This is a genomic window from Pseudomonas sp. Q11 (assembly GCF_024494355.1).
Lineage (GTDB): Bacteria > Pseudomonadota > Gammaproteobacteria > Pseudomonadales > Pseudomonadaceae > Aquipseudomonas > Aquipseudomonas hefeiensis.
On the sequence record NZ_JAKNQY010000010.1, the window covers coordinates 34,707 to 60,612 of the forward strand.

At 60.6% G+C, this 25,906-nt stretch carries 28 protein-coding genes; 1 reads left to right on the forward strand and 27 read right to left on the reverse strand.

Annotation, left to right across the window (positions count from 1 at the left end; translation table 11 throughout):
• Window positions 1-14 precede the first annotated feature (14 nt).
• The 22 genes from MA884_RS12625 to trmJ all read right to left on the reverse strand — a co-directional run bounded on the left by MA884_RS12625 (window position 15) and on the right by trmJ (window position 19,537).
• Window positions 15-431: a hypothetical protein gene (locus tag MA884_RS12625; protein WP_256230850.1), complete on the reverse strand. Its 417-nt coding sequence runs from the start codon at window positions 429-431 to the stop codon at window positions 15-17.
• Window positions 432-501: 70 nt separating this feature from the next.
• A complete protein-coding gene (locus tag MA884_RS12630; RefSeq protein WP_256230851.1) occupies window positions 502-1,293 on the reverse strand; it encodes an amidohydrolase in 792 nt (263 codons plus the stop codon).
• The gene (locus MA884_RS12635; protein ID WP_256230852.1) at window positions 1,281-2,429 is read right to left on the reverse strand and encodes a pyridoxal phosphate-dependent aminotransferase; all 1,149 of its coding nucleotides are present in this window, start codon (window positions 2,427-2,429) and stop codon (window positions 1,281-1,283) included. The genes MA884_RS12630 and MA884_RS12635 overlap by 13 nt, the downstream gene beginning before the upstream one ends.
• Before the next feature lie 318 nt (window positions 2,430-2,747).
• A complete protein-coding gene (gene der / locus MA884_RS12640; RefSeq protein WP_047227481.1) occupies window positions 2,748-4,220 on the reverse strand; it encodes a ribosome biogenesis GTPase Der in 1,473 nt (490 codons plus the stop codon).
• Window positions 4,221-4,421: 201 nt separating this feature from the next.
• Complete coding sequence (bamB, locus tag MA884_RS12645) at window positions 4,422-5,573, reverse strand: outer membrane protein assembly factor BamB (RefSeq protein ID WP_256230853.1); 1,152 nt, start codon at window positions 5,571-5,573, stop codon at window positions 4,422-4,424.
• Window positions 5,566-6,207 (reverse strand): tetratricopeptide repeat protein, encoded by a 642-nt coding sequence (locus MA884_RS12650; protein WP_256230854.1) that lies wholly within the window; start codon window positions 6,205-6,207, stop codon window positions 5,566-5,568. Before MA884_RS12650 ends, bamB begins: the two co-directional genes overlap by 8 nt.
• Before the next feature lie 40 nt (window positions 6,208-6,247).
• Window positions 6,248-7,537: a histidine--tRNA ligase gene (gene hisS / locus MA884_RS12655; protein ID WP_214915748.1), complete on the reverse strand. Its 1,290-nt coding sequence runs from the start codon at window positions 7,535-7,537 to the stop codon at window positions 6,248-6,250.
• 24 nt (window positions 7,538-7,561) lie between these two features.
• A complete protein-coding gene (ispG, locus tag MA884_RS12660) occupies window positions 7,562-8,671 on the reverse strand; it encodes a flavodoxin-dependent (E)-4-hydroxy-3-methylbut-2-enyl-diphosphate synthase (protein ID WP_003185136.1) in 1,110 nt (369 codons plus the stop codon).
• Window positions 8,672-8,674: 3 nt separating this feature from the next.
• On the reverse strand, window positions 8,675-9,718 hold the full coding sequence (locus MA884_RS12665) for a RodZ family helix-turn-helix domain-containing protein (RefSeq protein WP_256230855.1): 1,044 nt from the start codon (window positions 9,716-9,718) through the stop codon (window positions 8,675-8,677).
• A complete protein-coding gene (gene pilW / locus MA884_RS12670) occupies window positions 9,718-10,476 on the reverse strand; it encodes a type IV pilus biogenesis/stability protein PilW (RefSeq protein ID WP_256230856.1) in 759 nt (252 codons plus the stop codon). The genes MA884_RS12665 and pilW overlap by 1 nt, the downstream gene beginning before the upstream one ends.
• 12 nt (window positions 10,477-10,488) lie before the next feature.
• Window positions 10,489-11,637: a 23S rRNA (adenine(2503)-C(2))-methyltransferase RlmN gene (rlmN, locus tag MA884_RS12675; RefSeq protein ID WP_123342635.1), complete on the reverse strand. Its 1,149-nt coding sequence runs from the start codon at window positions 11,635-11,637 to the stop codon at window positions 10,489-10,491.
• A gap of 28 nt (window positions 11,638-11,665) precedes the next feature.
• Entirely contained in the window at window positions 11,666-12,091 is a 426-nt protein-coding gene (gene ndk / locus MA884_RS12680) for a nucleoside-diphosphate kinase (RefSeq protein WP_042727994.1), read from the reverse strand.
• A gap of 92 nt (window positions 12,092-12,183) precedes the next feature.
• Window positions 12,184-12,384: a Fe-S cluster assembly protein IscX gene (iscX, locus tag MA884_RS12685; protein ID WP_123368318.1), complete on the reverse strand. Its 201-nt coding sequence runs from the start codon at window positions 12,382-12,384 to the stop codon at window positions 12,184-12,186.
• A gap of 14 nt (window positions 12,385-12,398) precedes the next feature.
• A complete protein-coding gene (fdx, locus tag MA884_RS12690) occupies window positions 12,399-12,740 on the reverse strand; it encodes an ISC system 2Fe-2S type ferredoxin (RefSeq protein ID WP_042727996.1) in 342 nt (113 codons plus the stop codon).
• Window positions 12,741-12,743: 3 nt separating this feature from the next.
• The gene (gene hscA, locus MA884_RS12695; protein ID WP_256230857.1) at window positions 12,744-14,606 is read right to left on the reverse strand and encodes a Fe-S protein assembly chaperone HscA; all 1,863 of its coding nucleotides are present in this window, start codon (window positions 14,604-14,606) and stop codon (window positions 12,744-12,746) included.
• Between the two features lie 50 nt (window positions 14,607-14,656).
• Window positions 14,657-15,178, reverse strand: coding sequence for a co-chaperone HscB (hscB, locus tag MA884_RS12700; protein WP_256230858.1), 522 nt, complete (start codon window positions 15,176-15,178; stop codon window positions 14,657-14,659).
• An 8-nt stretch (window positions 15,179-15,186) separates the two neighbouring features.
• Window positions 15,187-15,510: an iron-sulfur cluster assembly protein IscA gene (iscA, locus tag MA884_RS12705; RefSeq protein ID WP_256230859.1), complete on the reverse strand. Its 324-nt coding sequence runs from the start codon at window positions 15,508-15,510 to the stop codon at window positions 15,187-15,189.
• 24 nt (window positions 15,511-15,534) lie between these two features.
• Window positions 15,535-15,921: a Fe-S cluster assembly scaffold IscU gene (gene iscU / locus MA884_RS12710; protein ID WP_003185157.1), complete on the reverse strand. Its 387-nt coding sequence runs from the start codon at window positions 15,919-15,921 to the stop codon at window positions 15,535-15,537.
• 42 nt (window positions 15,922-15,963) lie between these two features.
• A complete protein-coding gene (locus MA884_RS12715) occupies window positions 15,964-17,178 on the reverse strand; it encodes an IscS subfamily cysteine desulfurase (RefSeq protein ID WP_256230860.1) in 1,215 nt (404 codons plus the stop codon).
• Between the two features lie 50 nt (window positions 17,179-17,228).
• Window positions 17,229-17,720, reverse strand: coding sequence for a Fe-S cluster assembly transcriptional regulator IscR (gene iscR / locus MA884_RS12720; RefSeq protein WP_003185160.1), 492 nt, complete (start codon window positions 17,718-17,720; stop codon window positions 17,229-17,231).
• A 267-nt stretch (window positions 17,721-17,987) separates the two neighbouring features.
• Entirely contained in the window at window positions 17,988-18,764 is a 777-nt protein-coding gene (gene cysE / locus MA884_RS12725; RefSeq protein ID WP_256230861.1) for a serine O-acetyltransferase, read from the reverse strand.
• A 2-nt stretch (window positions 18,765-18,766) separates the two neighbouring features.
• The gene (gene trmJ / locus MA884_RS12730; RefSeq protein WP_256230862.1) at window positions 18,767-19,537 is read right to left on the reverse strand and encodes a tRNA (cytosine(32)/uridine(32)-2'-O)-methyltransferase TrmJ; all 771 of its coding nucleotides are present in this window, start codon (window positions 19,535-19,537) and stop codon (window positions 18,767-18,769) included.
• A 144-nt stretch (window positions 19,538-19,681) separates the two neighbouring features.
• Here trmJ and suhB point away from each other — a divergent pair, with 144 nt between their 5' ends.
• Entirely contained in the window at window positions 19,682-20,500 is an 819-nt protein-coding gene (gene suhB / locus MA884_RS12735; RefSeq protein ID WP_003185165.1) for an inositol-phosphate phosphatase, read from the forward strand.
• Window positions 20,501-20,888: 388 nt separating this feature from the next.
• Here the strand turns inward: suhB and MA884_RS12740 are convergent, their stop codons facing one another.
• From MA884_RS12740 to tgt, 5 genes are all read right to left on the reverse strand, one after another.
• Window positions 20,889-21,437 (reverse strand): glycine zipper 2TM domain-containing protein, encoded by a 549-nt coding sequence (locus tag MA884_RS12740; RefSeq protein WP_256230863.1) that lies wholly within the window; start codon window positions 21,435-21,437, stop codon window positions 20,889-20,891.
• Window positions 21,438-21,553: 116 nt separating this feature from the next.
• Window positions 21,554-22,468: a protein translocase subunit SecF gene (gene secF, locus MA884_RS12745; protein WP_256230864.1), complete on the reverse strand. Its 915-nt coding sequence runs from the start codon at window positions 22,466-22,468 to the stop codon at window positions 21,554-21,556.
• A gap of 9 nt (window positions 22,469-22,477) precedes the next feature.
• Window positions 22,478-24,346, reverse strand: a complete 1,869-nt coding sequence (secD, locus tag MA884_RS12750) for a protein translocase subunit SecD (protein WP_256230865.1) — start codon at window positions 24,344-24,346, stop codon at window positions 22,478-22,480.
• A 63-nt stretch (window positions 24,347-24,409) separates the two neighbouring features.
• Complete coding sequence (gene yajC / locus MA884_RS12755) at window positions 24,410-24,745, reverse strand: preprotein translocase subunit YajC (RefSeq protein WP_007982729.1); 336 nt, start codon at window positions 24,743-24,745, stop codon at window positions 24,410-24,412.
• Window positions 24,746-24,788: 43 nt separating this feature from the next.
• The gene (gene tgt, locus MA884_RS12760) at window positions 24,789-25,904 is read right to left on the reverse strand and encodes a tRNA guanosine(34) transglycosylase Tgt (RefSeq protein ID WP_256230975.1); all 1,116 of its coding nucleotides are present in this window, start codon (window positions 25,902-25,904) and stop codon (window positions 24,789-24,791) included.
• Between the last annotated feature and the right edge of the window lie 2 nt (window positions 25,905-25,906).

A 25,906-nucleotide genomic window follows, 5' to 3' on the forward strand; every position in this document is an offset into this window, starting at 1 on the left:
AGGCAACACAAGCCTCAGGCATGGGTATCGATCGAAACAGTCATCGCCTGCAGCAAAGCGGCCTGCAGGGTCTGCAATGTGGCCTGGGTCGCCATGATCTGGGTCTGGATCGCCATGGTTTCCTGGGCTTTCTGCTCCTGGTTGGCCTGGCTTTTCTGCACGCGAGCCAACTGGGCTTGCTGCTCGGCCAGCAACTTCTCGGTCTGCTCGATCTGTTTCTTCAACTGTTCGATGACATCGCCACTGCCGCTGGCTGGAGCGCCAGCGATGTTCGCGCCGCTGGTGTCAACTTTCAACTGCTGGTCTTTGTCATCGCTGTCGTCAGCCGATACCGCAGGACTGATCGCTGCTTCATCTTCCGCACCCTTGATGGAGACCTTGGGTGCAGAGAGTGGGTATGGATTTACCGTGGTTGCGCTGATGCTGGTCATAGGGGACTTCTCCTTGGCTGCCCCGGTTATCGGCCACCATCAGCGCTTCTGAAGAGCTGAATCGTTTCAATCAGATGAATTCGAAACGATCGGCATCCAGGTTCGCCGGAAAGCGCGTGCGGTAGGCCCCCAGGTCCGCCGCATTCAAACACACGGTGAACACCCCCTCCGCCTCTCCGGCGCTGAGCAGGGTTTCGCCCTGGAAGTCCAGCACCTGACTGTCACCGGTATAGGCAAAGCCCTTGCCGTCGTGGCCGATGCGGTTTACCGCTGCCACGTAGCACAGGTTCTCGATTGCCCGGGCCGGCAGCAGACGGTTCCAATGCTGGCGCCGAGCGCCGGGCCAGTTGGCGGTGTACAGCAACAGGTCGGTGTCCTCGGCATCGCGGCTCCACACCGGGAAACGCAGGTCATAGCAAATCAGCGGGCGGATCCGCCAGCCGTTGAGCTCGAACAGCACCTGGCGCTCGCCCGGCGTGTAGTGATTGTGCTCACCGGCCATGCGGAACAGATGACGCTTGTCGTAATGCAGCACTTCGCCGTCCGGTCGGGCCCAGAGCAGGCGATTGCGATGGCTGCCGTCGGCGGCCTGGATGATCACACTTCCCGTAATCACCGCCTCCAGTTTCGCCGCCTGAGCCTTGAGCCATTTGTGGGACGGACCGCACTCCTGCTCCGCCAGGGTTTCGGAGTCCATGGAAAATCCCGTGGTGAACATTTCCGGCAGGATAATCAGATCCGCCCCGCGCGCCTGCGCCAGCAGGCCCTCGAAATGCTCCAGGTTGGCCTGGCGATCGTGCCAGGCCAGGGTGGTCTGGATCAGCGCAACATTGAGATTGGGCAACGCACTCAGATCACGCATAGTTTTTCCGCCGCTTCGCGCAGCGTCTCCTCACGTTTGGCAAAGCACAGGCGTACCAGCCGCTGGCCTTCGGGTGGGTTCTGGTAGAACACCGAGACAGGGATCGTCGCCACACCGTGCTCACGGGTCATCCAGATAGCCATATCGACGTCATTGAGGTCCGGGCGGATCTGCGAGTAATCCACCAGTTGGAAATAGGTGCCGGGCACCCGCTTGAAACTGAAGCGCGAGGGCGCCAGCAAGTCGCAGAACAGGTCACGCTTGGCCTGGTAGAAGTCCGGCAGTTCTTCGACGTGCTCCGGATGATCGGCCATGTAGTCGGCCAGGGCGTACTGCAACGGCGTCACGCCGCAGAAGCTGACGTACTGATGCACCTTGCGCAATTCCGCCGTCAGGGCGGGCGGCGCCACCACGTAGCCGGTTTTCCAACCAGTGACGTGGTAGGTCTTGCCGAACGAACTGACCACAAAGGCCCGCTGGTAAAGCTCTTCATGAGCCAGGACACTGGCGTGAGCGACGCCGTCGAACACCAGGTGTTCGTAGACTTCGTCACTGATCAGGTAAATGTCGCGGTCACGAATCAACGCCGCCAGCTGGTCGAGTTCGGCGCGGCTGATCAGCGCGCCACTGGGGTTGTGCGGCGTGTTGAGAATGATCATGCGCGTACGCGGGCTCAGGGCTTCGCCAAGCTTCTGGAAATCGATGGCGAAATCATCCAGGCCCAATTGCACATGCACACAACGGCCACCAGCCAGCTCGACGGCGGGCTCATAGCTGTCGTAGCAAGGGTCGAACACGATCACTTCGTCGCCGCTGTGAACCACTGCCGCGATGGCGCAGAAAATCGCCTGGGTCGCACCGGGGGTCACGGTCACTTCCTGGTCGACATCGACGGTGACGCCATAGCTGCGGGAGATCTTCGCCGCGATCTGCTGGCGCAGCGCTGGCAAACCGGTCATGGGCGAGTATTGGTTATGACCTTGGGCGACATGCCGGCCGACTGCATCGCGCAGGGCCTGCGGACCATCGAAATCGGGAAACCCCTGGGACAGATTGAGCGCGCCGGTCTGCGCGGCGAGCTGGGACATCTGGGTGAAGATAGTGATGCCGACATTCGGCAACTTGCTGGTGATCATTGGGGGTTCCCTGCGTCTACACCCGGCTCTGGTGCGGCGCGGGAGAGGTCGAGGATAGCCCAATCGCCGGGCATGAAAAAGGGTGCCCATGGGCACCCTCTTATGCTGATCACTCATACCCTCTGGCAACAAGGACTGTGGGAGCAGGGCTTGCCCGCGATGGCCGCGCTGCGGTGTACAGGTTGAACCGCGTTATCGTTCATCGCGGGCAAGCCTTGCTCCCACAGATCAACATCCCAACTTCCAGATCCAAGTCCAAGTCCAAGTCCAAGCCAGGTCCAGGTCCAGGTCCAGGTCCAGGTCCAGGTCCAGACTAGATCAACGTTTGTCGCGGCGCTTCTTGTCGGCCTTCTTGTGGTGCGACATCAAGCGGCGCTTCTTGTTGACCTGACGGTCGGTGAGCGTGTTCTTGTTGCCTTCGTACGGGTTCTCGCCGCCCTTGAACTCGATGCGGATCGGCGTACCGACCAGCTTCAGGACGCGGCGATAAGTGTTTTCCAGATAACGGACGTACGACTTGGGCACCTTCTCGATCTGGTTACCGTGAATCACGATGATCGGCGGGTTGGCGCCACCCAGGTGAGCGTAACGCAGCTTGATCCGGCGGTTGTTGACCATCGGTGGCGCGTGCTCGCCGACGGCGTCTTCCAGGATCTGGGTCAAGCGGTTGGTCGGCCAGCGGGTGACCGCTGACTTGAACGAGTTCTGCACCGACGCGTAGAGGTTGCCCACGCCCGTACCGTGCAAGGCCGAGATGAAGTGGATGTCGGCGAAGTCAACGAAGAACAGGCGACGCTGCAATTCGATCTTCACGAAATCCCGTTCGCTGGGCGTCATGCCGTCCCACTTGTTGATCGCGATGACCAACGCACGACCGGCTTCCAGGGCGAAGCCCAGCAGGTTCAGGTCGTGATCGACCACACCTTCGCGGGCGTCCATCACGAAGATCACCACGTTGGCGTCCTTGATGGCCTGCAGGGTTTTGACCACGGAGAATTTTTCGACTTCTTCGTGGATCTTGCCGCGCTTGCGCACCCCGGCAGTGTCGATCAGCGTGTACTTCTCTTCGTTACGCTCGAACGGGATGTAGATACTGTCGCGGGTGGTGCCGGGCTGGTCATACACGATGACCCGGTCTTCGCCGAGCATGCGGTTGACCAGCGTCGACTTGCCGACGTTCGGACGGCCGATGATGGCGATCTTGATCCCGTCTTTTTCGCTAGGGCCAGGAATGCGCTTGGCTTCCTCGCCTTCGGCAACGATTTCTTCCTCACCGTCTTCCGGTTCGTCTTCGTCGTCTTTGGGGAAATCAGCCAGGGCGATTTCCAGCATCTGGGTGATGCCACGACCATGCGCACCGGCAATCGGAATCGCCTGGCCCATGCCCAACGGAGCGAACTCGGCGCGAGCCATGTCCGGGTCGATGTTGTCGACCTTGTTGGCCACCACGTAGGAACGCTTGTTACGTTTGCGCAAATGCTCGGCGATCATCTGGTCGGCGGCGGTAAAACCGGCCTTGGCGTCTACCAGGAACAGCACCACATCCGCTTCTTCGATGGCGAGCAGCGACTGCTCGGCCATTTTTTCGTCCATGCCGTGTTCATCACCGGAGATGCCACCGGTGTCGACCAGAATATAGGTACGCCCTTGCCACTTGGCCTCACCGTATTGGCGATCACGGGTCAGACCGGACAAGTCGCCGACAATGGCGTCGCGAGTCCTGGTCAGGCGGTTGAACAAGGTGGACTTGCCGACGTTCGGTCGGCCCACCAGGGCGATTACGGGAACCATGCGGCTCTCCACTTCGTTATTTCAGAAAATACAAAAGCCGCTGCGAGGCAGCGGCTGGTGCTCGGGGGCCATCCTGTGGGAGCGAGCCTGCTCGCGAAAGCGGTGGATCAGTCGACATCCATGCCACTGGAACACCGCATTCGAGAGCACGCCCGCTCCCACAAAAATGAAGCCGCTTGGGGGTTAGCCCCAAGCATAGTCTTACTTGATGGTCAGGGCTTCCAGTTTGCCGCTGTTGCCATACACATAAATCATGTTGCCCACCACCAGCGGACGGGCACGCAGGCCGTCGCTGTCGATGCGCTCACGGCCGACGAAACGACCGTCCACCTGGCTGAGCAGGTGCAGGTAACCTTCCAGGTCACCGACTGCAACGTAGCTGGAGAACACTTCCGGGGCCGACAGTTGACGACGGGCCAGGGCATCGTTACTCCACAATGCGGTGGTGGAACGCTCGTCGACGCCTTCAACCGTGCCCGAGGACAGGCTCACGTAGACGCTACCAAAACCCTGGGCGACCCCGGCGTAGCTGGACGCATCGCGCTGCCACAGCGGGCGACCGCTTTCCAGGTCCAGCGCCGCAACGCGACCCTGGTAGCTGGCGACGTACAGCGTACCGCCAGACAGCAGCAGGCCGCCGTCGATGTCGACCACACGCTCCAGTTCCGAACGGCCCTGCGGGATGGCCACGCGCTGTTCCCAGACCGGAACGCCGTTGGAAATATCCAGGGCAACCACTTTACCGGTCGACAACCCGGCCACCGCAAGGCGGTTGGTGACGATCGGCGCACTGGTGCCGCGCAGGGTCAATACCGCCGGGGTGCTGTCGTACAACCAGCGCTGCTCGCCAGTGGCGGCATCCAGACCGATCAGGCTGTCATCCTGGGTCTGCACCACCACCACGTCACCGTTGGTGGCCGGCGGCGCGAGGACTTCACTGGTCACGCGGGCGCGCCATTTTTCTTCACCGCTGCTGGCGTCCAGGGCCACGATCTCGCCCTTGAGCGTGCCGATCATGACCAGCCCGTAACCCACACCAACGGCGCCGGAAACGGGCAGCTCGAGATCCTGCTCCCACTTGACGTCGCCGTTGGTGCGATCCATCGCCATCACCACGCCAGTGACGTCGGAAGCATAGAGGGTGTCGCCATCAATGGCCGGCACCAGCATGTTGTAGGTTTCACCCTGGCCGTCACCGATGGAGCGGCTCCATTGCTTCTGCAGCACGACTTCTTCTTTGAAATCGGTCAGTTCGGCCGGTGGCAGTTCTTTCTTGCTGTTGCTGCTGCAACCCGCGGCCAGAATGGCCAGAGCCAGCAATGCTGCATGTTTCCAACGGATCACGTCACGCATCCCCTTTGGCCAGGTCGTCCAGCTTGATTTGCAGGCCACCGACCGCGGCTTCATCCGACAGCGCAGCCTTGGCTTTTTGGTAGGCCGCATGGGCCTCATCAGCACGACCAAGCTGTACCAGCAGGTCGCCCTTGAGTTCTTCGCGAGTCGCCAGGAACGCCTTGTCGGCATCACCGTCGAGCAGCTTCAAGGCGTCTTCGGCCTTGTCCTGTGCCGCCATCACCTGCGCCAGGCGCTGACGCGCCACTTCGCCCAGGGTCGGGTTGGCAGGCTTGTCGACAATGGCTTTGAGCTCGATGGCGGCGTCGTCCAGCTTGCCCGTGTCAACCGCGACCTTGGCCACGAACAGGCGGCCATATTGCGCGTAGGCGGTGCCGCCGAATTCGTTGTCGAGCTTGCCGGCCAACTCTGCCACGCGGGCGGCGTCAGGCTTGCCGTCCGGGGTCAGGGTAGTTTCCAGCAACTGCTGATAGAGCATCGAAGCGCCTTGCGCCTGATTGCTCTGGTATTTCTGCCAGGCCTGCCAGCCGAACACGATGACCAGCGCCAACAGGCCGCCAGTGACCAGCGGCTTACCATTGCGCGTCCACCAGTCCTTCAAATCCGCCAGCTGTTCATCATCGGTACTCGACACCCCAATACTCCTTAATCGCTAAATCGGCTGTTTGACAGCTTCAACCCTGCACGACGCAGGTGGCCAGGTGTGCGGCAAGCGCATCCCAGGCAATGCTTTGTTGTTCGCCCTGGCCACGCAGGGGTTTGAAACCTACCACTTGCTGGGCCAGTTCGTCGTCACCGAGAATCAGTGCATACAGCGCACCGCTCTTGTCGGCCTTCTTGAACTGGCTCTTGAAACTGCCGCCACCGGCGTTGATCTGCAGGCGCAGGTTGGGCAACTGGTCGCGGACCCGCTCGCTCAGCGCCAGGGCCGCCAGTTCGGCTGCTTCGCCGAAGGCGCACAGATAAACGTCGACCTGACGAGAGATTTCTTGCGGAATCTTGTCGAGCGTTTCAAGCATCAACACCAGACGTTCGATGCCCATGGCAAAACCCACGCCCGACGTCGGCTTTCCGCCCATCTGTTCCACCAGCCCGTCGTAACGGCCGCCGGCACACACAGTACCCTGGGCACCCAGCTTGTCGGTGACCCATTCAAAGACGGTCTTGCTGTAGTAATCCAGCCCGCGGACCAGCTTCGGGTTGATGACGTAGGGAATACCGACGGCGTCCAGGCGCGCCTTCAGGCCTTCGAAGTGCAGGCGGGATTCTTCGTCGAGGTAGTCAGCCATTTTCGGCGCATCGACCAGGATCGCCTGCGTGTCGGCGTTCTTGGTATCCAACACCCGCAGCGGGTTGGTTTTGAGGCGACGCTGACTGTCTTCGTCCAGCTTGTCCAGGTGAGCAGACAGGAACTCCACCAGCGCTTCGCGGTAACGCCCACGGGACTCGCTGGTGCCCAGGCTGTTGAGTTCGAGCTTGACCGCATCACGAATGCCCAACTCGCCCCACAGGCGCCAGGTCAACACAATCAGCTCGGCGTCGATATCCGGGCCGTCGAGGTTGAACACCTCGAGGCCAATCTGGTGGAACTGGCGATAACGGCCTTTCTGCGGACGCTCGTGGCGAAACATCGGGCCGATGTACCAGAGTTTCTGCACCTGGCCACCGCCGGTAATACCGTGCTCGAGCACCGCACGCACGCATGCCGCCGTGCCTTCGGGACGCAGGGTCAGCGAATCGCCGTTGCGGTCCTCGAAGGTGTACATCTCTTTTTCGACGATGTCGGTCACTTCGCCGATGGAACGCTTGAACAGCTCGGTGAACTCGACGATCGGCATGCGGATCTGCCGATAACCGTAGTTATCCAGCAAACGCGCCACGGTGCCCTCGAAATAACGCCACAGGGGCGTCTGCTCGGGCAGGATGTCGTTCATGCCACGAATGGCTTGCAGGGACTTGCTCACAGGTAATCCTTAAATTCGTTCGACTCAACCACGCGCGATTACAGCAGCGTCGGCTTCGACCTTTTCGGCCGCTTTCTGGCGGATCAGCCGTTCCAGTTCATCCACCAGATTGTCATTCGTCAGTTTCTGCGACGGCTTGCCGTCGATGTAAATCAGGTTCGGTGTACCACCAGTGAGGCCGATATGGGCCTCCTTGGCTTCACCCGGCCCGTTGACCACGCAACCAATCACCGCGACATCCAGCGGCACCAGCAAGTCTTCCAGGCGCCCTTCCAGCTCGTTCATGGTCTTGACCACATCAAAGTTCTGCCGCGAGCAGCTCGGGCAGGCAATGAAGTTGATGCCACGGGAACGCAGGTGCAGGGACTTGAGAATGTCGTAGCCGACTTTCACTTCCTCCACCGGATCGGCCGCCAACGAGATGCGGATGGTATCGCCAATCCCTTCGGCGAGCAGCATACCGAGGCCGACGGCGGATTTCACCGTGCCCGAACGCAACCCACCGGCTTCGGTAATGCCCAGGTGCAGCGGCTGGACGATTTCCTTGGCCAGCAGGCGGTAGGCTTCGACGGCCATGAACACGTCGGAAGCCTTCACGCTGACCTTGAAGTCCTGGAAGTTCAGGCGTTCCAGGTGCTCGACATGGCGCAGGGCCGATTCCACCAGCGCAGCCGGGGTCGGTTCGCCGTATTTCTTTTGCAGGTCTTTTTCCAGGGAACCGGCGTTGACGCCGATACGGATCGGAATGCCACGGTCGCGGGCGGCATCCACCACCGCACGCACGCGGTCTTCGCGGCCGATGTTGCCCGGATTGATGCGCAGGCAGTCCACACCCAGCTCGGCCACGCGCAGGGCGATGCGGTAGTCGAAGTGAATGTCGGCCACCAGCGGCACTTTGACCAACTGCTTGATTTTGCCGAACGCCTCGGCGGCGTCCATGTCCGGCACGGAAACCCGCACGATGTCGACACCGGCGGCTTCCAGTCGGTTGATCTGCGCAACGGTGGCCGCTACGTCGTTGGTGTCACTGTTGGTCATGCTTTGCACAGCGATGGGCGCATCGCCGCCAACAGGAACGTTGCCGACCCAGATCTTTCGCGATTCGCGACGTTTGATTGGAGATTCGCCGTGCATGACTTATTGACCCAACTTCAGGCGAGCGGTCTCGCCACTGGTGAACGGAGCCACGTCGACCGGTTGGCCGTTGTAGCTGACCTGCGCGCCACGGGCATAACCCAGGCGTACGGCAAACGGCGGCGTGCCGTTGACGGAGGTACTGTCGCCCTTGCGCTTGAGGCCACTGAACAGCACCTTGCCGCTACCGTCGGTGATCTGCGTCCAGCAGTCGGCGGTAAATTGAATCTGTACCTGGCCTTCACCGGCAGCGGGTGCGACAGGCGCTACCGGAGTTGCTGGCGCTGTCGGAGCAACCTGTGCGGCGGCTGGCGCGGCGGGAGCTTCTACGGCAGGGGCCGGCGTGCTCGGTACGGCCGGCGCTGAAGCAGCCGGCGCGCTGGCGGTAGGCGCGGGCGTGGTCGGTGCAACAGGTGCGTCCGCCGGAGCAGCCGGAACATTTGGCTCAGCACCAACGGAGGCATCGGTGCCGTCCTGCCCCTGAGGCAACACCAGAGTGCTTTCCCCTGCGGTCTGGCCTTCCACGACAGCCTGGTCTTCCGGCTCGTCCAGTGGATGTATGCGGGTGGTGCCGTCGGCGCCTTCGACCTCAACATGCTCAGGGCTCATGCCGATCGGATCCTTGGCGCGCAAAGAGGCCTGGTCCTGCCACCAGAGGAAACCGCCACCAATCACCGCGATCAACAGTAGCAAACTGACGATTCGCAAAATGGTGTGGGAAACGCGAACCGGCTCTTCGATGCGACCCAGGCTGTGCACGCTGCTGCCCTGGGCATCGGAGCCGGTGTATTGATCGAATTGCTGGACCAGTTCGGTCTGGTCCATGCCGAGCAATTTGGCATAGGCACGGATGTAGCCCCGGGCGAAAGTATGCCCGGGCAGTTTATCGAACGCGCCGGCTTCCAGGTTGCCCAGGGAAGTCACGGTGAGATTGAGCTTGAGGGCCACCTCTGCCAGCGACCAACCATGGCTTTCGCGAGCTTGGCGCAGGGTCTCACCGGGATTTACGCGAGTCGCTGCTACAACTTCAGGATGCGCCGCTTTCATCATTGCTCCGACAGGTATTGCTGATATTCCGGCGTACCGGGATAGAGTCTTTTTAGTTGCAGGCCAAAACTGGCGGCCTTGTCACGATCTTCAAACACGTGGGCCAGCCGAACACCGAGCAATAGACTACGTGCATTTTGCTCGCTCAGCAGGCTAAAACGTTCGTAATAATCCCGCGCGGGCACATAATGCCTGTCTTCGTAAGACAACTCAGCCATTTCCAGCAATGCCCGCGGCTGCTGGCGGTTAAGCCGCAGGGCTTTTTCAAGCTGCTGGCGGGCCAGATCACGCTGACCGAGTTTGGAAGCCGTCATGCCCAGGTTTTCAAACACCCGTGACCGTTCTGGGTAAAGGGTATCGGCGGTCGCCTGCTCGAAGCGCTCGTAAGCCTCTTTATAACGCTTCTGCTCGAAAAGGAAGCTGCCGTAGTTGTTCAGGATCCGTGCATCCTGCGGCAGGGCGGACAGCGCCTTGCGAAAATGCGCGTCGGCCAGCTCAGGCTCCATCTCGGCCTGGAAGACCAACGCCAGGGCCGCATTGGCATCGGCGTCTGAATCGTCCAGCTCCAGGGCTTTCTTGAGTGGCACCTTGGCCCGCTCGGTCATGCCCTGTTGCAGATAGCCTATGCCCAATTGCACATAGGCTTCACGCGCCTCATCCCGCCCCTTGCTGGTTTTCATGGGGTTGTAGTCACCCGACAGAACACAACCGGCGCAAAGACCGGCCAACAGCAACAGCAGCGCGAAGCGCAGGGACATAGAGATCCTCTCTTAGTGACTGTTCGCAGCGTTTTGCGCGACATCGTCGGCGGCGTTCAACTCACGCACGGCAATGTAGCGCTCACTGCGACGGGTGCGATCCAGCACCTGTCCTACCAATTGGCCACACGCGGCGTCGATGTCTTCGCCGCGGGTAGTACGCACGGTGACGTTGAAGCCAGCGTGGTGAAGCTGGTCCTGGAAGCGACGAATCGCGTTGTTGCTCGGACGCTCGTAACCGGAATGCGGGAACGGGTTGAACGGGATCAGGTTGATCTTGCAAGGGATGTTCTTGAGCAGCTCGATCATCTCGACCGCGTGTTCAACCTTGTCGTTCACGTCCTTGAGCAGCGTGTACTCGATGGTCAGCACGCGCTTTTCGCCCAGGGACGACATATAGCGCTGACACGATTCCAGCAGCATCTTAAGCGGGTATTTCTTGTTGATCGGCACCAATTGGTTACGCAATGCGTCATTGGGTGCGTGCAGCGACAACGCCAGGGAGACGTCGATGTGCTTGGCCAGCTCATCGATCATCGGCACCACGCCGGAGGTGGACAGGGTCACCCGGCGCTTGGAGATGCCATAGCCCAGGTCATCCATCATCAGGTGCATGGCGGCGACGACGTTGTCGAAGTTCAGCAGCGGCTCACCCATGCCCATCATCACCACGTTGGTGATGGCACGGTCGACGGTCGCCGGGACGCTGCCAAAGGATTTGTTGGCAATCCACACCTGGCCGATGACTTCGGCGGCGGTGAGGTTGCTATTGAAGCCTTGCTTGCCGGTGGAGCAGAAGCTGCAATCCAGGGCACAGCCTGCCTGGGACGAAACGCACAAGGTGCCGCGTTTGCCCTGGGGAATGTAAACGGTCTCGACGCAGCTGCCGGACGCCACGCGCACCACCCATTTACGGGTGCCGTCGCTGGAGATGTCCTCGCTGACCACTTCCGGACCGCGAATTTCAGCAACGGCCTTGAGCTTTTCGCGCAGGGCCTTGCTGACATTCGTCATGGCGTCGAAGTCGTCGACGCCAAAGTGGTGAATCCATTTCATCACCTGGCCGGCACGGAAACGCTTCTCCCCGATCGAGTCGAAGAATTTCTCCATTTCCGGCTGGGTCAGGCCCAACAGGTTGGTTTTGCCGTTCGATGTAGTCATGGATTCACCTTCACTCAAAAGCCTGGGCTTAGCGAGTGGTTACTTCAGTAGCGGAGAAAAAGTAAGCGATTTCGCGAGCAGCAGCGGCTTCGGAGTCCGAACCGTGAACGGCGTTGGCGTCGATCGACTCAGCGAAGTCAGCACGGATGGTGCCGGCAGCGGCTTCTTTAGGGTTGGTGGCGCCCATCAGCTCACGGTTACGAGCAATGGCGTTTTCGCCTTCCAGCACCTGAACGACAACCGGACCGGAAGTCATGAAAGCAACCAGCTCACCGAAGAAGCCGCGCTCGCTGTGCTCAGCGTAGAAACCTTCGGCTTCGGCCTTGGACAGTTGCTTCATTTTCGAAGCTACAACGCGCAGGCCAGCGTCTTCGAAGCGGGTAACAATCTTGCCGATCACGTTTTTAGCAACGGCGTCAGGCTTGATGATGGAGAAAGTACGTTGAACAGCCATGGTGTAACTCCAGAAACGGTAATTTGCGAAAAATTAAACCCGCGAATTATACGCGGGTTCTTGGGTATTGCCTAACTGCGTACAGTGCAGACTCAGTCTGCCTCTTCGATCCAGGCCGCTTGAATCGCTTCCAGCACCTTCTCACCACCACGGGTCGGATCATCGCTGAACTCCGGCAACGCCAGCACCCATTTGTGCAGATCGACGAAGTTCACGTAATGGGGGTCTACATCCGGCTTGGATTCAGCCAGCTGGATTGCGATTTCCAGTACATCAACCCATTTCAGACTCATTGTAGCTCCCTGAATCAGTGCGGCGCTTCGGCCGCATGGTTAAGCGAATATTTCGGAATTTCGACTACCAGGTCTTCGGTTCCGACCTTGGCCTGGCACGTCAGGCGCGACGTCGGCTCCAGGCCCCAGGCCCGGTCAAGATAGTCTTCTTCCAGCTCATCGGCCTCATTCAGCGAGTCGAAACCCTCGCGAATGATGCAATGGCAGGTGGTGCAGGCACAAACGCCGCCGCAGGCGCTTTCGATCTCGATGTGGTTGTCATGGGCCACTTCAAGCAGGGACTTGCCGGTTTCGGCCTCTACCACCATACCGTCCGGGCAATGCTCGGCGTGTGGCAGAAAAATGATCTGCGGCATCAGTTATTCCTCAATTTCATTCAGGTTGCGCCCCGCCAGGGCGGCTTTGACCGTCGAGTCCAGGCGGCGGGCAGCAAAGGCATCGGTGACTTGCGACAGACGTTTGGTCTGCTGCTCGATGGCATAGCCATCGGTGCCTTTGATCAATTCAGACAATTCCTGCATTTGCAGCTCGATCACCATGCGTTCCTCGGCATCCAGCAGACGGTCGCCATCGGCCTCAATAGCGGCCTGCACGGCTTCGACCAGACGCTGGCCGTCGACCTGCTGCTCGCGCAACACACGGGCGACCTTGTCGTCGCTGGCATGCTGGAACGAATCCTTGAGCATTTTGGCGATTTCGCCGTCGGTCAGGCCGTAGGACGGCTTGACCTGGATGCTCGCCTCGACGCCCGAACCCAGCTCGCGGGCGGAGACATTGAGCAAACCGTCGGCGTCGACCTGGAAGGTCACACGGATCTTCGCGGCACCGGCCACCATCGCCGGGATGCCGCGCAATTCGAAGCGCGCCAGGGAGCGGCAGTCGCTGATGAGTTCACGCTCGCCTTGCAGCACATGAATCATCATGGCCGACTGGCCGTCTTTATAGGTGGTGAAGTCCTGGGCGCGAGCAACGGGGATGGTGGTGTTGCGCGGAATCACCTTCTCCATCAGGCCACCCATGGTTTCCAGGCCCAGGGACAACGGAATCACGTCGAGCAACAGCAGTTCGTCGCCGTCGCGCTTGTTGCCGGCCAGGGTATCGGCCTGGATCGCGGCGCCGATGGCAACCACCTGGTCCGGGTCGATCTCAGTCAGCGGCTGGCGGCCAAAGGCCTCGGCAACGGCTTCGCGAACCCGCGGCACACGGGTCGAACCGCCGACCATGACCACGGCCTTGACGTCTTCGAGTTCCACACCGGAATCACGCACGGCGCGGCGACAAGCCTTGAGGCTGCGGGCGACCATGGGTTCGATCAGCGCATCAAAGGCTTCACGGCTCAGCGCAGCCTTCCAGTCGCCGTACGCCACTTCGACACTTGCCGCGTCGGTCAGGGCTTCCTTGGCGGCGCAGGCCGTTTGCAGCAGGTGACGTTGCGCACCCGGATCAAGGTCGGCGGACAGGCCCGCTTGCTCGATGATCCAGCCGGCGATGGCGTGATCGAAGTCATCGCCGCCCAGGGCGCTGTCGCCGCCGGTGGCCAGGACTTCGAAAACGCCGCCGGTCAGGCGCAAAATGGAAATATCAAAGGTGCCGCCACCCAAGTCGTAAATGGCGACGAGGCCTTCGGCGTGCTGGTCCAGACCGTAGGCCACCGCAGCGGCGGTCGGCTCGTTGAGCAAGCGCAGCACGTTCAGACCGGCCAGCTTGGCCGCGTCCTTGGTGGCTTGACGCTGGGCGTCGTCGAAATAGGCCGGGACGGTGATGACCGCACCAACCAATTCACCGCCCAACGCCGCTTCGGCGCGCTGGCGCAGCACCTTGAGAATATCGGCTGAAACTTCAACCGGGCTTTTCGGGCCCTGCACGGTTTCAATGAACGGCATGTGGGACTCGCCGCCGACGAAACGGTACGGCAGTTGATCACCCAATTGCTTGACGTCGGACAGACCACGCCCCATCAGGCGCTTGACCGACACAATGGTATTGAAGGGATCGGTCGCGGCGGCCAGCTTGGCTGACTCGCCCACTTCCACGCGATCGGCGTGATAGCGCACGGCGGACGGCAGGATCACCTGCCCCTGCTCATCGGCCAGCGGTTCGGAAAGACCGCTGCGCAAGGCAGCGACCAGGGAATTGGTAGTACCCAAGTCAATTCCCACAGCCAGGCGACGCTGGTGCGGTTGTGGACTTTGGCCGGGTTCGGCGATCTGCAGTAGGGCCATCGTAATCAGGACTTATCTGTAATCAGGCGTGCGACCGGAGCGGCACTGGGTTAATCGTCGAGGCGCTCTTCGAGCTGGCGCACTTCGTAGGTGAGCTTGTCGAGGAACTGCATGCGCCGCATCAGGCGTTCGGCCTGTTCGCGTTGCGCGGCATCGTCCCAACAGGCTGCGAAGCTTTCGTTCAAGGTGTGCTGGGCGTCCTTCAAGCGGCGTTTGAACACCGCGACACCGGCCAGATCGGCGCTGTCCTGCAGATCTTCGAGTTCTTCGCGCCACTGCATCTGCTGCAACAGAAACTCGGGATCATGCACGGTGACTTCCAGGGGCAACTCATGACCGCTGATGGCCAGCAGATAACGCGCACGCTTGGCCGGGCTCTTGAGTGTCTGGTAAGCGTCGTTGAGGTTCGCCGACTGTTCCAGCGCGCGCCGCTGCTCTGCCTCCGAGGCATCAGCGAAGCGGTCGGGATGGACACCGCGGGCCAACTCCAGATAACGAGCGGACAACTGCTCGAGATCCAGGGAAAAGCCCGGCTGCAACTGGAACAAAGCAAAATGACAAGGAGTACCCACAAGCTGCCTCAGATGTTGAAGCTTTCGCCGCAGCCACATTCACCGCGCACGTTGGGGTTGTTGAACTTGAAGCCTTCGTTCAACCCTTCCTTGACGAAATCCAGTTCAGTGCCGTCCAGGTACGTCAGGCTTTTCGGGTCGATGATCACTTTCTGACCGTGACTCTCGAACACCTGATCGTCATCGCCCACTTCGTCGACGAATTCCAGCACGTAGGCAAGACCAGAGCAGCCCGTGGTGCGAACACCCAGGCGAATACCCTCGCCCTTGCCGCGCCCTTCAAGAGAACGCTGCACATGCTTAGCTGCCGCTTCTGTCATCTGGATAGCCATGAAAACTCCTTACCTGTGCGCGGATCAGATCAAGCCTTTCTTCTGCTTGTAATCGCGAACGGCAGCCTTGATGGCGTCCTCGGCGAGTACCGAGCAGTGGATCTTCACTGGCGGCAGGGCCAGTTCTTCGGCCAGCTGAGTGTTCTTGATGGTTTCAGCCTCATCAAGGGTCTTGCCCTTCATCCACTCGGTGGCCAGGGAGCTGGACGCAATGGCGGAACCGCAGCCATAGGTCTTGAACTTGGCATCTTCGATGATGCCTTGCTCGTTGACCTTGATCTGCAGGCGCATGACGTCGCCGCACGCTGGGGCGCCGACCATGCCGGTGCCAACATCAGGATCCTGCGCGTCCATCTTGCCGACGTTGCGCGGGTTTTCGTAGTGGTCGATGACCTTTTCGCTATATGCCATTTGCTTCAATCCTCATCAGTGAGTCGCTCTGGTGGCGACTTCTCAGTGCGCCGCCCACTCGATTTTCGAGATGTCGACGCCGTCTTTGTACATGTCCCACAGCGGCGAAAGAGCACGCAGCTTGGTAACGGCCTCGCAGACTTTCTGCGCGGCGTAATCGATTTCTTCTTCGGTGGTGAAGCGGCCGAAGGTGAAGCGGATCGAGCTGTGGGCCAGTTCGTCGTTGCGGCCCAGGGCGCGCAATACGTACGAAGGCTCAAGCGACGCCGAGGTGCACGCCGAACCGGACGACACGGCCAGATCCTTGAGTGCCATGATCAGCGACTCGCCTTCAACGTAGTTGAAGCTCAGGTTCAGGTTGTGCGGTACGCGGGCAGTCATGCTGCCGTTGACGTAAAGTTCTTCGAGGTGATCGACCTGCTTGAAGAAGCGGTCACTCAGGGCCTTGATGCGCACGTTCTCGGCGGCCATGTCTTGCTTGGCGACACGGAACGCTTCGCCCATGCCGACAATCTGGTGGGTCGCCAGGGTGCCGGAGCGCATGCCACGCTCGTGACCGCCGCCGTGCATGGTCGCCTCGATGCGAACACGCGGCTTGCGGCTCACGTACAGCGCGCCAATGCCTTTAGGGCCGTAGGTCTTGTGGGCAGAGAACGACATCAGGTCGACTTTGAGCTTCGACAGGTCGATGTCGACCTTGCCAGTGGACTGCGCGCCGTCGACGTGGAACAGGACGCCCTTGGAGCGGGTCAGCTCGCCGATGGCTTCGATGTCGTTGACAGTGCCGATTTCGTTGTTCACATGCATGATCGAAACCAGGATGGTGTCGTCGCGCAGCGCGGCTTCCACCATGGCCGGGGTGATGATGCCGTCTTCACCCGGCTCGATGTAGGTGACTTCGAAGCCTTCACGCTCCAGCTGGCGCATGGTGTCCAGGACAGCCTTGTGCTCGATCTTGGAGGTGATCAGGTGCTTGCCCTTGGTGTGATAGAAGTGCGCGACACCCTTGATGGCCAGGTTGTCGGACTCAGTGGCACCAGAGGTCCAGACGATTTCACGCGGGTCGGCGTTGACCAGGTCAGCGACCTGGCGGCGGGCGTTTTCGACCGACTCTTCAGCTTTCCAGCCGAACACGTGGGAGCGGGACGCCGGGTTACCGAAGTTTCCGTCGACCAGCAGGCATTCACTCATCTTTTGTGCGACACGCGGATCAACCGGGGTGGTCGCAGAGTAATCAAGGTAAATCGGCAATTTCATGGACTATCTCCTAAATCAGGCTGGCTGGCGTTCCGCTTGCTCTGCGGCGGTCATTCGACGGCGGACGCTTCAATCTTGTCCAGGTGCGGCGCCTTGCTATTGCAACGGCGCTGGTCCTGACGCTGGGCTACTTCCTGCACCTCACGGCGAGTTACAAGGTCAGCCAAGCTGATACCGCTGAGAAATTCGTGGATCTGCAGGCTCAGGTCGCACCACAAATGGTGCGTCAGGCAAGTATCGCCGCCATGGCAGTCGCCAAGGCCCTGGCATTTGGTCGCATCGACCGATTCGTTCACCGCGTCGATCACCTGGGCGACCTGGATGCCCTGCATGTCGCGTGACAGCTGATAACCGCCGCCGGGGCCGCGCACACTGGAAACCAGGTTGCTGCGGCGCAGCTTGGCGAACAGCTGCTCAAGGTAGGACAGGGAAATGCCCTGGCGCTCGGAGATATCGGCCAGGGACACCGGCCCGTGCTGCGCATGCAATGCCAGATCCAGCATTGCGGTCACGGCGTATCGGCCTTTTGTAGTCAGTCGCATGGACAATTACCACGGAGTTCGGAATGGGGCGAGTATGCAATTCCCGAGTATTTAAGTCAAGTATAAGACCTAGTGCTTTACTCAGGTTTACCCGCAAAAGAGCGCGCGCATCATAGCAAAGGCTGGCCAGTGGCGACCAGCGATACCGCGTTATCGTTCATCGCGAGCAGGCTCGCTCCCACAGGGGGTCTTGGGTGGCCGCACGATTTGCGTACACCACAGATCCAATGTGGGAGCGAGCCTGCTCGCGATGGGGCCAGCCAGACATCAACCGGCCTGGCTTTCATCCTTATCCTTCACACACGCAAAATCTTCCTCGCGCAGCTCAGGCAGCTCCTTGGCGCAGTAATTACTGCCCAGGTCCTTCAGGGCGCCGCACATACCCTCCAGGCGCCCATCGACGGCCTGCAGGTGATCGAGCAACTGATTGATGGCGCGGGCGACCGGGTCAGGCATGTCTTCACCGACGCCGTAGGCATCGAAGCCGATCTTCTCGGCCATGGCTTTGCGCCGGGCATCCTGCTCCTCATCGGACTTGACGATGATCCGCCCCGGAATGCCCACCACGGTGGCACCGGCCGGCACGGCCTTGGTCACCACCGCATTGGAGCCGACTTTCGCCCCCGCCCCCACGGTGAACGGCCCGAGCACCTTGGCGCCGGCACCGACCACCACGCCGTCCTCCAGGGTCGGGTGGCGCTTGCCTTTGTTCCAACTGGTGCCGCCGAGGGTCACGCCCTGGTACAGCGTCACGTCATCGCCGATCTCGGCGGTCTCACCGATGACAATGCCCATACCGTGATCGATGAAGAACCGGCGACCGACCTTGGCGCCCGGATGAATCTCGATCCCGGTCAACCAGCGTCCGAAGTTGGAGACAACCCGTGCCAGCCACTTCCAGCCCATGCCCCACAAGGCACCCGACAGGCGATGGATCCAGATGGCATGCATGCCCGGGTAGCAGGTCAGCACTTCAAAGGCATTGCGCGCCGCCGGGTCACGATGGAAAACGCTTTGGATATCTTCACGCAAACGATCGAACATCTTTATTCCTTCCGCTTAATCAGCTCGCCACGGGCCGCTTTCTGGGTTTCCGTGAGGATGCCGCGCAATATATTCATCTCCGCCCGGCTGACCGAGCTTCGTCCGTACAACCGACGCAGGCGCGCCATCAAGTGCCGGGGCTTGTCCGGGTCAAGAAACTCGATGTCCACCAGGGTCTGCTCCAGGTGCTCATAGAGCCGCTCCAGCTCGTCCATGGTCGCCAGTGTCTCACTGCGCGGCGATGTAGCCTCGAATTTTTCGACCTTGCTGGGTTTGCCTTCGGCTGCCAGCCAGGCCATGCGCACTTCATAGCTCAACACCTGCACCGCCGCCCCGAGGTTCAGGGAACTGAACTGCGGGTCGGAAGGGATATGCACGTGAAAGTGACATCGCTGCAGCTCTTCGTTGGTCAGGCCGGAATCTTCACGGCCAAACACGAGGGCGATTTCAGCGCCCTGCCCGGCCTCCTCGACCACTTTCGTTCCGCATTCGCGAGGGTCGAGCAACGGCCAGGGGATACGGCGGTCGCGGGCACTGGTGCCAAGCACCAGGTTGCAGCCCACCAGGGCATCTTCCAGGGTGGCTACCACTTGGGAGGCTGCCAGGATGTCACCGGCACCGGAAGCCCGGGCGTCGGCTTCATGATGGGGAAACGAGCGTGGCTCGACCAGCACCAGCCGCGACAGGCCCATGTTCTTCATGGCCCGCGCAGCCCCGCCGATATTTCCCGGATGGCTGGTATTGACCAGGACGACACGAATGTTCTGCAACAAGGGAGGCGCTCTCGAACACGATAAAGGGAGCAAATCTTACCTAAGCACCTACCGTTAAGCTATGAAAGCGAACACCAACCTTCTCCTGGGAAAACTTTCTGATAGAATGCGCGGCTTTCTTTAACAACCTTAGGTGACACATCCATGCAGCCCATGCTGAATATCGCGCTGCGCGCCGCCCGCAGCGCCAGTGAACTGATCTTCCGCTCCATCGAGCGCCTGGATACCATCAAGGTCGATGAAAAAGACGCCAAGGACTACGTGTCCGAGGTTGATCGCGCCGCCGAACAGAAAATCGTCGACGCACTGCGCAAGGCTTACCCGAACCACTCGATCCTGGGTGAAGAGACCGGCATGCACGCCGGCACCGGCATCGAAGGCGAAGAGTACCTGTGGATCATCGATCCGCTGGACGGCACCACCAACTTCCTGCGCGGCATCCCTCATTTCGCTGTCAGCATCGCCTGCAAATACCGTGGTCGCCTGGAACACGCCGTCGTGCTGGACCCCGTTCGCCAGGAAGAATTCACCGCCAGCCGCGGCCGTGGCGCCCAACTGAACGGTCGTCGCCTGCGCGTCAGCGGCCGCACCAGCCTGGACGGCGCCCTGCTGGGTACCGGCTTCCCGTTCCGCGATGACCAGATGGACAACCTGGACAACTACCTGGGCATGTTCCGCGCCCTGGTCGGCCAGACCGCCGGCATCCGCCGCGCCGGTGCCGCGAGCCTGGACCTGGCGTATGTCGCCGCCGGTCGTTTCGATGCATTCTGGGAGTCGGGCCTGTCCGAATGGGACATGGCAGCGGGCGCCCTGTTGATCCAGGAAGCTGGCGGCTTGGTAAGCGACTTCACTGGCGGCCACGACTTCCTTGAAAAAGGACACATCGTTGCCGGCAACACCAAATGCTTCAAGGCTGTGCTGACGGCTATCCAGCCGCACCTGCCGGCTTCGTTGAAGCGCTAAGCCTCCCGGCTACAGAAAAAGCACCTTTCGGGGTGCTTTTTTTATGCCTGGATTTCCGACATACCCCCATTACCAGTGAGAGCTAGGCTTGTGGGAGCAAAACCTATGAGAGCCAAGCCTGTGGGAGCAAAGCTTGCTCGCGATGACTGAAGCACATCCAACAGGGATGCAAGCTGACCCACCGCTATCGCGAGCAAGCTTTGCTCCCACAACTGAGGCACATCCAACAGGGATGCACCTGACCCACCGCTATCGCGAGCAAGCTTTGCTCCCACAGAGGGCTTTGCTCCCTCGCGAGCAAACTCACTCCCACAGAGAGCTTTGGGCGGGACATAAAATGCGGGCGTAAAAAAAGCACCCCGAAGGGTGCTTCTTCATGACAGCTGGATCACTGAGCCGGCTCGTTCTGCCCCAGGATCAGTTGGCCTTCCTTGTTCACCGGGATCTGGCTGCCTGGGTCGCGGTCCATGCGGACTTTGCCTTCCTTGCCATCAAGCATGTAGCGAACGTCGTAACCTACAACCTTGTCGCTGATGTCATTGACCGTGTTGCAGCGAGTTTGGGTGGTGGTGTAGGTGTCGCGCTCCTGCATGCCTTCCTGAATCTTGTTACCGGCATAACCGCCGCCGGCCGCACCCGCCACGGTGGCGATTTTCTTACCGGTGCCGCCGCCGATCTGGTTACCCAACAGGCCACCGGCCACGGCGCCCAATACGGTACCGGCGATCTGGTGTTGATCCTGGACCGGCTTCTGCCGGGTCACGGTAACGTCCTTGCACACTTCACGCGGGGTCTTGATTTGTGTTTTAACCGGGTCCACGGCCACTACTTGCGCATACTCCGGGCCGCTTTTGACCAAGCTGTAGGTGGCTACCGCACCACCGGCAGTCACACCGACAGCACCCAATACCGCACCAACCAGCATCGATTTGTTCACTTGAACCTCCTGACCATCACATGCGGATTCATCCGCGCTTCTCCCAGCCTTGGAGCACAAAAAAAGGCGCGAGTTCAACTCGCGCCTTTCAGGCCGTGACGGGTGGCGACCAAACCTTACGGGCGGTCGTCCACTTCCGTGTCGCTGACCACCGGAGGAATCAGGTCCTCGGTACTCAGGTTCAGCCAGAGCAGCACCACGTTGGCGATGTAGATCGACGAGTAAGTACCCGCCAATACACCGATGAACAGCGCAATGGAGAAACCAAACAGATTGTCGCCGCCAAACACCAGCAGCGCACCGATTGCCAGCAACGTGGAGATCGACGTCGCCATGGTCCGCAGCAGGGTCTGGGTGGTCGAGATGTTGATGTTCTCGATCAGCGTCGCCTTGCGCAGCACACGGAAGTTTTCACGCACCCGGTCGAACACCACGATGGTGTCGTTGAGCGAGTAACCGATGATCGCCAGCACCGCCGCCAGCACCGTCAAATCGAAGGTAATCTGGAAAAACGACAGGATGCCCACGGTCACGATCACGTCGTGGATCAGCGAGACAATCGCGCCCACCGCGAACTTCCACTGAAAGCGGAACGCCAGGTACAGCAGGATACCGCCCAGCGCCATCAGCATGCCGAGGCCGCCCTGGTCGCGCAGCTCTTCACCCACTTGCGGGCCGACATACTCGACACGCTTGACCTGCGCCGGGTTGTCGCCGCCGGCCTTCTGCAAGGCCTCGGCCACTTGCTGACCCAGCTGCGGGTCTTCACCCGGCATGCGCACCAGCAGGTCGGTGGTCGCGCCAAAGCTCTGCACCACGGCGTCGGTGTAACCCGAGGTCATCAGTTGCTCGCGCACCTGGCCGACATCGGCCGGACGCTCGTAGGTCAGCTCGATCAGCGTACCGCCGGTGAAATCCAGGCCGTAGTTCAGGCCCTTGCTGAACCAGCTGAACAACGCCAGCAAGGTCAGCAATACAGTGATGCCGAACGCAACGTTGCGAACGCCCATGAAGTTGATTGTACGTAACATGGCAGCCCCTTAAATCCACAACTTCTTGAAGTCACGGCCACCATAAATCAGGTTGACCATTGCACGGGTCACCAGAATGGCTGTGAACATCGAGGTAAAGATCCCGAGGGACATGGTCACTGCGAAGCCCTTCACCGGGCCGGTGCCCATCGCGAAGAGAATCCCGCCCACCAGCAAGGTGGTCAGGTTGGCATCGATAATCGCAGTAAATGCCCGGCCGAAGCCTTCGTTGATTGCTCGCTGGACCGACATGCCCGCGGCGATCTCTTCACGAATCCGCGAGAAGATCAGCACGTTGGCGTCCACCGCCATACCCATGGTCAACACGATACCGGCGATACCCGGCAGGGTCAGCGTAGCCCCCAGCAGCGACATCAGCGCCAGCAGCAGCACCATGTTCACCGCCAGCGCCACCGTGGCGATCAGGCCGAAGAAGCGGTAGATGGCGATGATGAACAGCGAGACAAACAGCATGCCCCACAGCGACGCATCGACGCCCTTGGCAATGTTGTCGGCACCCAGGCTCGGGCCAATGGTGCGCTCTTCAGCGAAGTACATCGGCGCGGCCAGACCACCGGCACGCAGCAGCAAGGCCAGCTCTGAGGATTCACCCTGCCCGTCCAGGCCGGTGATACGGAACTGGCTGCCCAGCGGCGACTGGATGGTCGCCAGGCTGATGATCTTTTTCTCTTCCTTGAACGTCTGGACCGGTACGTCTTTCTCGACGCCGTTGACCACTTGCTTGGTGTAAGTGGTGGTCGGCTTCTGCTCGATGAAAATCACCGCCATGCTGCGACCGACGTTGCTGCGCGTGGCGCGGCTCATCAGTTCGCCGCCATGGCCGTCCAGGCGAATGTTCACCTGTGGGCGACCCTGCTCGTCGAAGCCCGCCTGGGCGTCGGTCACCTGGTCACCAGTGATGATCAGGCCGCGCTCGATCTGCGCCGCCGGACGACCGCCTTCACGGAACTCGAAGCTCTCGGTGGTGGCCCGGGAAGCACCCGGTTCGGCAGCGAGGCGGAACTCCAGGTTGGCTGTCTTGCCGAGGATACGCTTGGCTTCGGCGGTGTCCTGCACGCCCGGCAGCTCAACCACGATGCGGTTGGCGCCCTGGCGCTGCACGATCGGCTCGGCCACACCCAGCTCGTTGACCCGGTTACGCACCGTGGTCAAGTTCTGCTTGATGGAGTATTCGCGGATTTCCGCCAGCTTGGCCGGGGTCATCGCCAGACGCAGCACCGCCTGACCATTGAGGTCGGCCGGTACAATGTCGAAATCGTTGAAGTTCTTGCGGATCAGCGCACGGGCCTTCTCGCGTACATCTTCGTCAGCAAAGCCCAACTGAATGGCACCGTCGAGCTGCGGCAGGCTGCGATAGCGCAGGCGCTCTTTACGCAACAGGCTCTTGACGTCGCCTTCGTAGACTTTCAAGCGTGCATCCAGCGCTTTGTCCATGTCCACTTCCAGCAGGAAGTGCACACCACCGGACAAGTCCAGGCCCAGCTTCATCGGATGCGCGCCGAGGTTGCGCAGCCATGGCGGGGTGGTCTGGGCCAGATTCAGGGCCACGACATAGTCGTCACCGAGGGCCTTGCGCACCACATCCTTGGCCGGCAGCTGGTCTTCAGCCTTGGCCAGACGCAACAAACCGCCCTTGCCGCCTTCGGCAACGGTCGCGGCCTTCACGTCGATGCCGGACGCCTTGAGCGCTGTGCTCGCACGGTCCAGATCGGCCTGAGTGACCTGCAAGGCAGTGCTTGCGCCACTGACCTGAATGGCCGGGTCATCAGGATAAAGATTGGGAGCGGAATAAATCAGACCGACCGCCAGCACCGCCAGGATCAGTAAATATTTCCACAGAGGGTATTTGTTCAGCATCACGCCGCCCGCTTATGACGCGGGGCGCCTTGCGCGCCCCGTCGATTGAATAGAAGTTGTTACTTAGATCGCTTTCAGCGTGCCTTTTGGCAGCGTGGCCGCGATGGCGCCCTTCTGGAACTTCATTTCAACGGTGTCGGACACTTCCAGTACCACGAAGTCATCGGCCACTTTGGTGATCTTGCCAGCGATGCCGCCGGTGGTGACCACTTCGTCGCCCTTTTGCAGGCTGCTGAGCAGGTTCTTCTGCTCTTTGGCGCGCTTGGCCTGTGGACGCCAGATCATCAGGTAGAAGATGACCAGGAAGCCAACCAGGAAAATCCACTCAAAACCGCCACCCATAGGGCCGGCAGCAGGTGCAGCGGCGTCAGCCATGGCATTAGAGATAAAAAAGCTCATTTAGCACTCCAGTTGCAAGTATTGAATCTTAGGATCGGAAAACTCAGTCCAAGGGCGGAACAGGCAACCCACGCTTGGCATAGAAGGCATCGACAAAGGCGGCCAATGTACCTTGTTGAATAGCCTCGCGCAAACCAGCCATAAGCACCTGGTAATGGCGCAAATTGTGGATGGTATTCAACATGCTACCCAGCATTTCGCCGCACTTGTCCAAATGGTGCAGATAAGCACGGGAGAAGTTCTGGCAGGTGTAGCAATCGCAGGTCGGATCCAGCGGCGATTCATCATGGCGATGGAACGCGTTACGGATCTTCAGCACGCCTGTATCAATGAACAGATGCCCATTGCGGGCATTACGGGTTGGCATCACGCAATCGAACATGTCCACACCGCGGCGCACACCCTCAACCAGATCTTCCGGTTTGCCAACGCCCATAAGGTAACGAGGTTTGTCAGCCGGCATCTGCCCCGGCAGGTAATCGAGCACCTTGATCATTTCATGCTTGGGTTCGCCCACCGACAGACCGCCGATGGCCAGGCCGTCGAAGCCGATCTTGTCGAGGCCTTCGAGCGAACGCATGCGCAAGTTTTGGTGCATGCCGCCCTGGACGATACCGAACAGCGCTGCCGTGTTCTCGCCATGGGCGTTCTTGGAGCGCTGGGCCCAGCGCAACGACAGCTCCATGGACACCCGCGCCACGTCTTCATCGGCCGGGTACGGCGTGCACTCGTCGAAGATCATCACGATGTCCGAGCCCAGGTCGCGCTGGACCTGCATCGACTCTTCCGGCCCCATGAACACCTTGGCGCCATCCACCGGAGAAGCGAAGGTCACGCCCTCCTCCTTGATCTTGCGCATCGCGCCCAGGCTGAACACCTGGAAACCGCCGGAGTCGGTCAGAATCGGGCCTTTCCATTGCATGAAATCGTGCAAGTCACCGTGGGCCTTGATCACTTCCATGCCCGGACGCAGCCACAGGTGGAAAGTGTTGCCGAGGATGATCTCCGCGCCGGTGGCAACGATGTCCCGTGGCAGCATGCCCTTGACCGTGCCGTAAGTGCCCACCGGCATGAACGCGGGGGTTTCCACCGTACCGCGGGGGAAGGTCAGACGACCGCGACGAGCCTTGCCATCGGTAGCAAGCAACTCGAAGGACATGC

Bases quoted from the DNA above. Each gene is read 5' to 3' on its own strand.
- iscA (WP_256230859.1), bottom strand. From the start codon at position 15,510: ATGGCTATCCAGATGACAGAAGCGGCAGCTAAGCATGTGCAGCGTTCT.
- suhB (WP_003185165.1), top strand. From the start codon at position 19,682: ATGCAGCCCATGCTGAATATCGCGCTGCGCGCCGCCCGCAGCGCCAGT.
- iscX (WP_123368318.1), bottom strand. From the start codon at position 12,384: ATGAGTCTGAAATGGGTTGATGTACTGGAAATCGCAATCCAGCTGGCT.
- ndk (WP_042727994.1), bottom strand. From the start codon at position 12,091: ATGGCTGTTCAACGTACTTTCTCCATCATCAAGCCTGACGCCGTTGCT.
- tgt (WP_256230975.1), bottom strand. From the start codon at position 25,904: ATGTCCTTCGAGTTGCTTGCTACCGATGGCAAGGCTCGTCGCGGTCGT.
- ispG (WP_003185136.1), bottom strand. From the start codon at position 8,671: ATGCACGGCGAATCTCCAATCAAACGTCGCGAATCGCGAAAGATCTGG.
- secD (WP_256230865.1), bottom strand. From the start codon at position 24,346: ATGCTGAACAAATACCCTCTGTGGAAATATTTACTGATCCTGGCGGTG.
- MA884_RS12715 (WP_256230860.1), bottom strand. From the start codon at position 17,178: ATGAAATTGCCGATTTACCTTGATTACTCTGCGACCACCCCGGTTGAT.
- iscR (WP_003185160.1), bottom strand. From the start codon at position 17,720: ATGCGACTGACTACAAAAGGCCGATACGCCGTGACCGCAATGCTGGAT.
- pilW (WP_256230856.1), bottom strand. From the start codon at position 10,476: ATGTCCCTGCGCTTCGCGCTGCTGTTGCTGTTGGCCGGTCTTTGCGCC.
- fdx (WP_042727996.1), bottom strand. From the start codon at position 12,740: ATGCCGCAGATCATTTTTCTGCCACACGCCGAGCATTGCCCGGACGGT.
- MA884_RS12665 (WP_256230855.1), bottom strand. From the start codon at position 9,718: ATGAAAGCGGCGCATCCTGAAGTTGTAGCAGCGACTCGCGTAAATCCC.
- yajC (WP_007982729.1), bottom strand. From the start codon at position 24,745: ATGAGCTTTTTTATCTCTAATGCCATGGCTGACGCCGCTGCACCTGCT.
- MA884_RS12625 (WP_256230850.1), bottom strand. From the start codon at position 431: ATGACCAGCATCAGCGCAACCACGGTAAATCCATACCCACTCTCTGCA.
- der (WP_047227481.1), bottom strand. From the start codon at position 4,220: ATGGTTCCCGTAATCGCCCTGGTGGGCCGACCGAACGTCGGCAAGTCC.
- hscA (WP_256230857.1), bottom strand. From the start codon at position 14,606: ATGGCCCTACTGCAGATCGCCGAACCCGGCCAAAGTCCACAACCGCAC.
- secF (WP_256230864.1), bottom strand. From the start codon at position 22,468: ATGTTACGTACAATCAACTTCATGGGCGTTCGCAACGTTGCGTTCGGC.
- iscU (WP_003185157.1), bottom strand. From the start codon at position 15,921: ATGGCATATAGCGAAAAGGTCATCGACCACTACGAAAACCCGCGCAAC.
- MA884_RS12635 (WP_256230852.1), bottom strand. From the start codon at position 2,429: ATGATCACCAGCAAGTTGCCGAATGTCGGCATCACTATCTTCACCCAG.
- cysE (WP_256230861.1), bottom strand. From the start codon at position 18,764: ATGTTCGATCGTTTGCGTGAAGATATCCAAAGCGTTTTCCATCGTGAC.
- bamB (WP_256230853.1), bottom strand. From the start codon at position 5,573: ATGCGTGACGTGATCCGTTGGAAACATGCAGCATTGCTGGCTCTGGCC.
- rlmN (WP_123342635.1), bottom strand. From the start codon at position 11,637: ATGACTACATCGAACGGCAAAACCAACCTGTTGGGCCTGACCCAGCCG.
- MA884_RS12630 (WP_256230851.1), bottom strand. From the start codon at position 1,293: ATGCGTGATCTGAGTGCGTTGCCCAATCTCAATGTTGCGCTGATCCAG.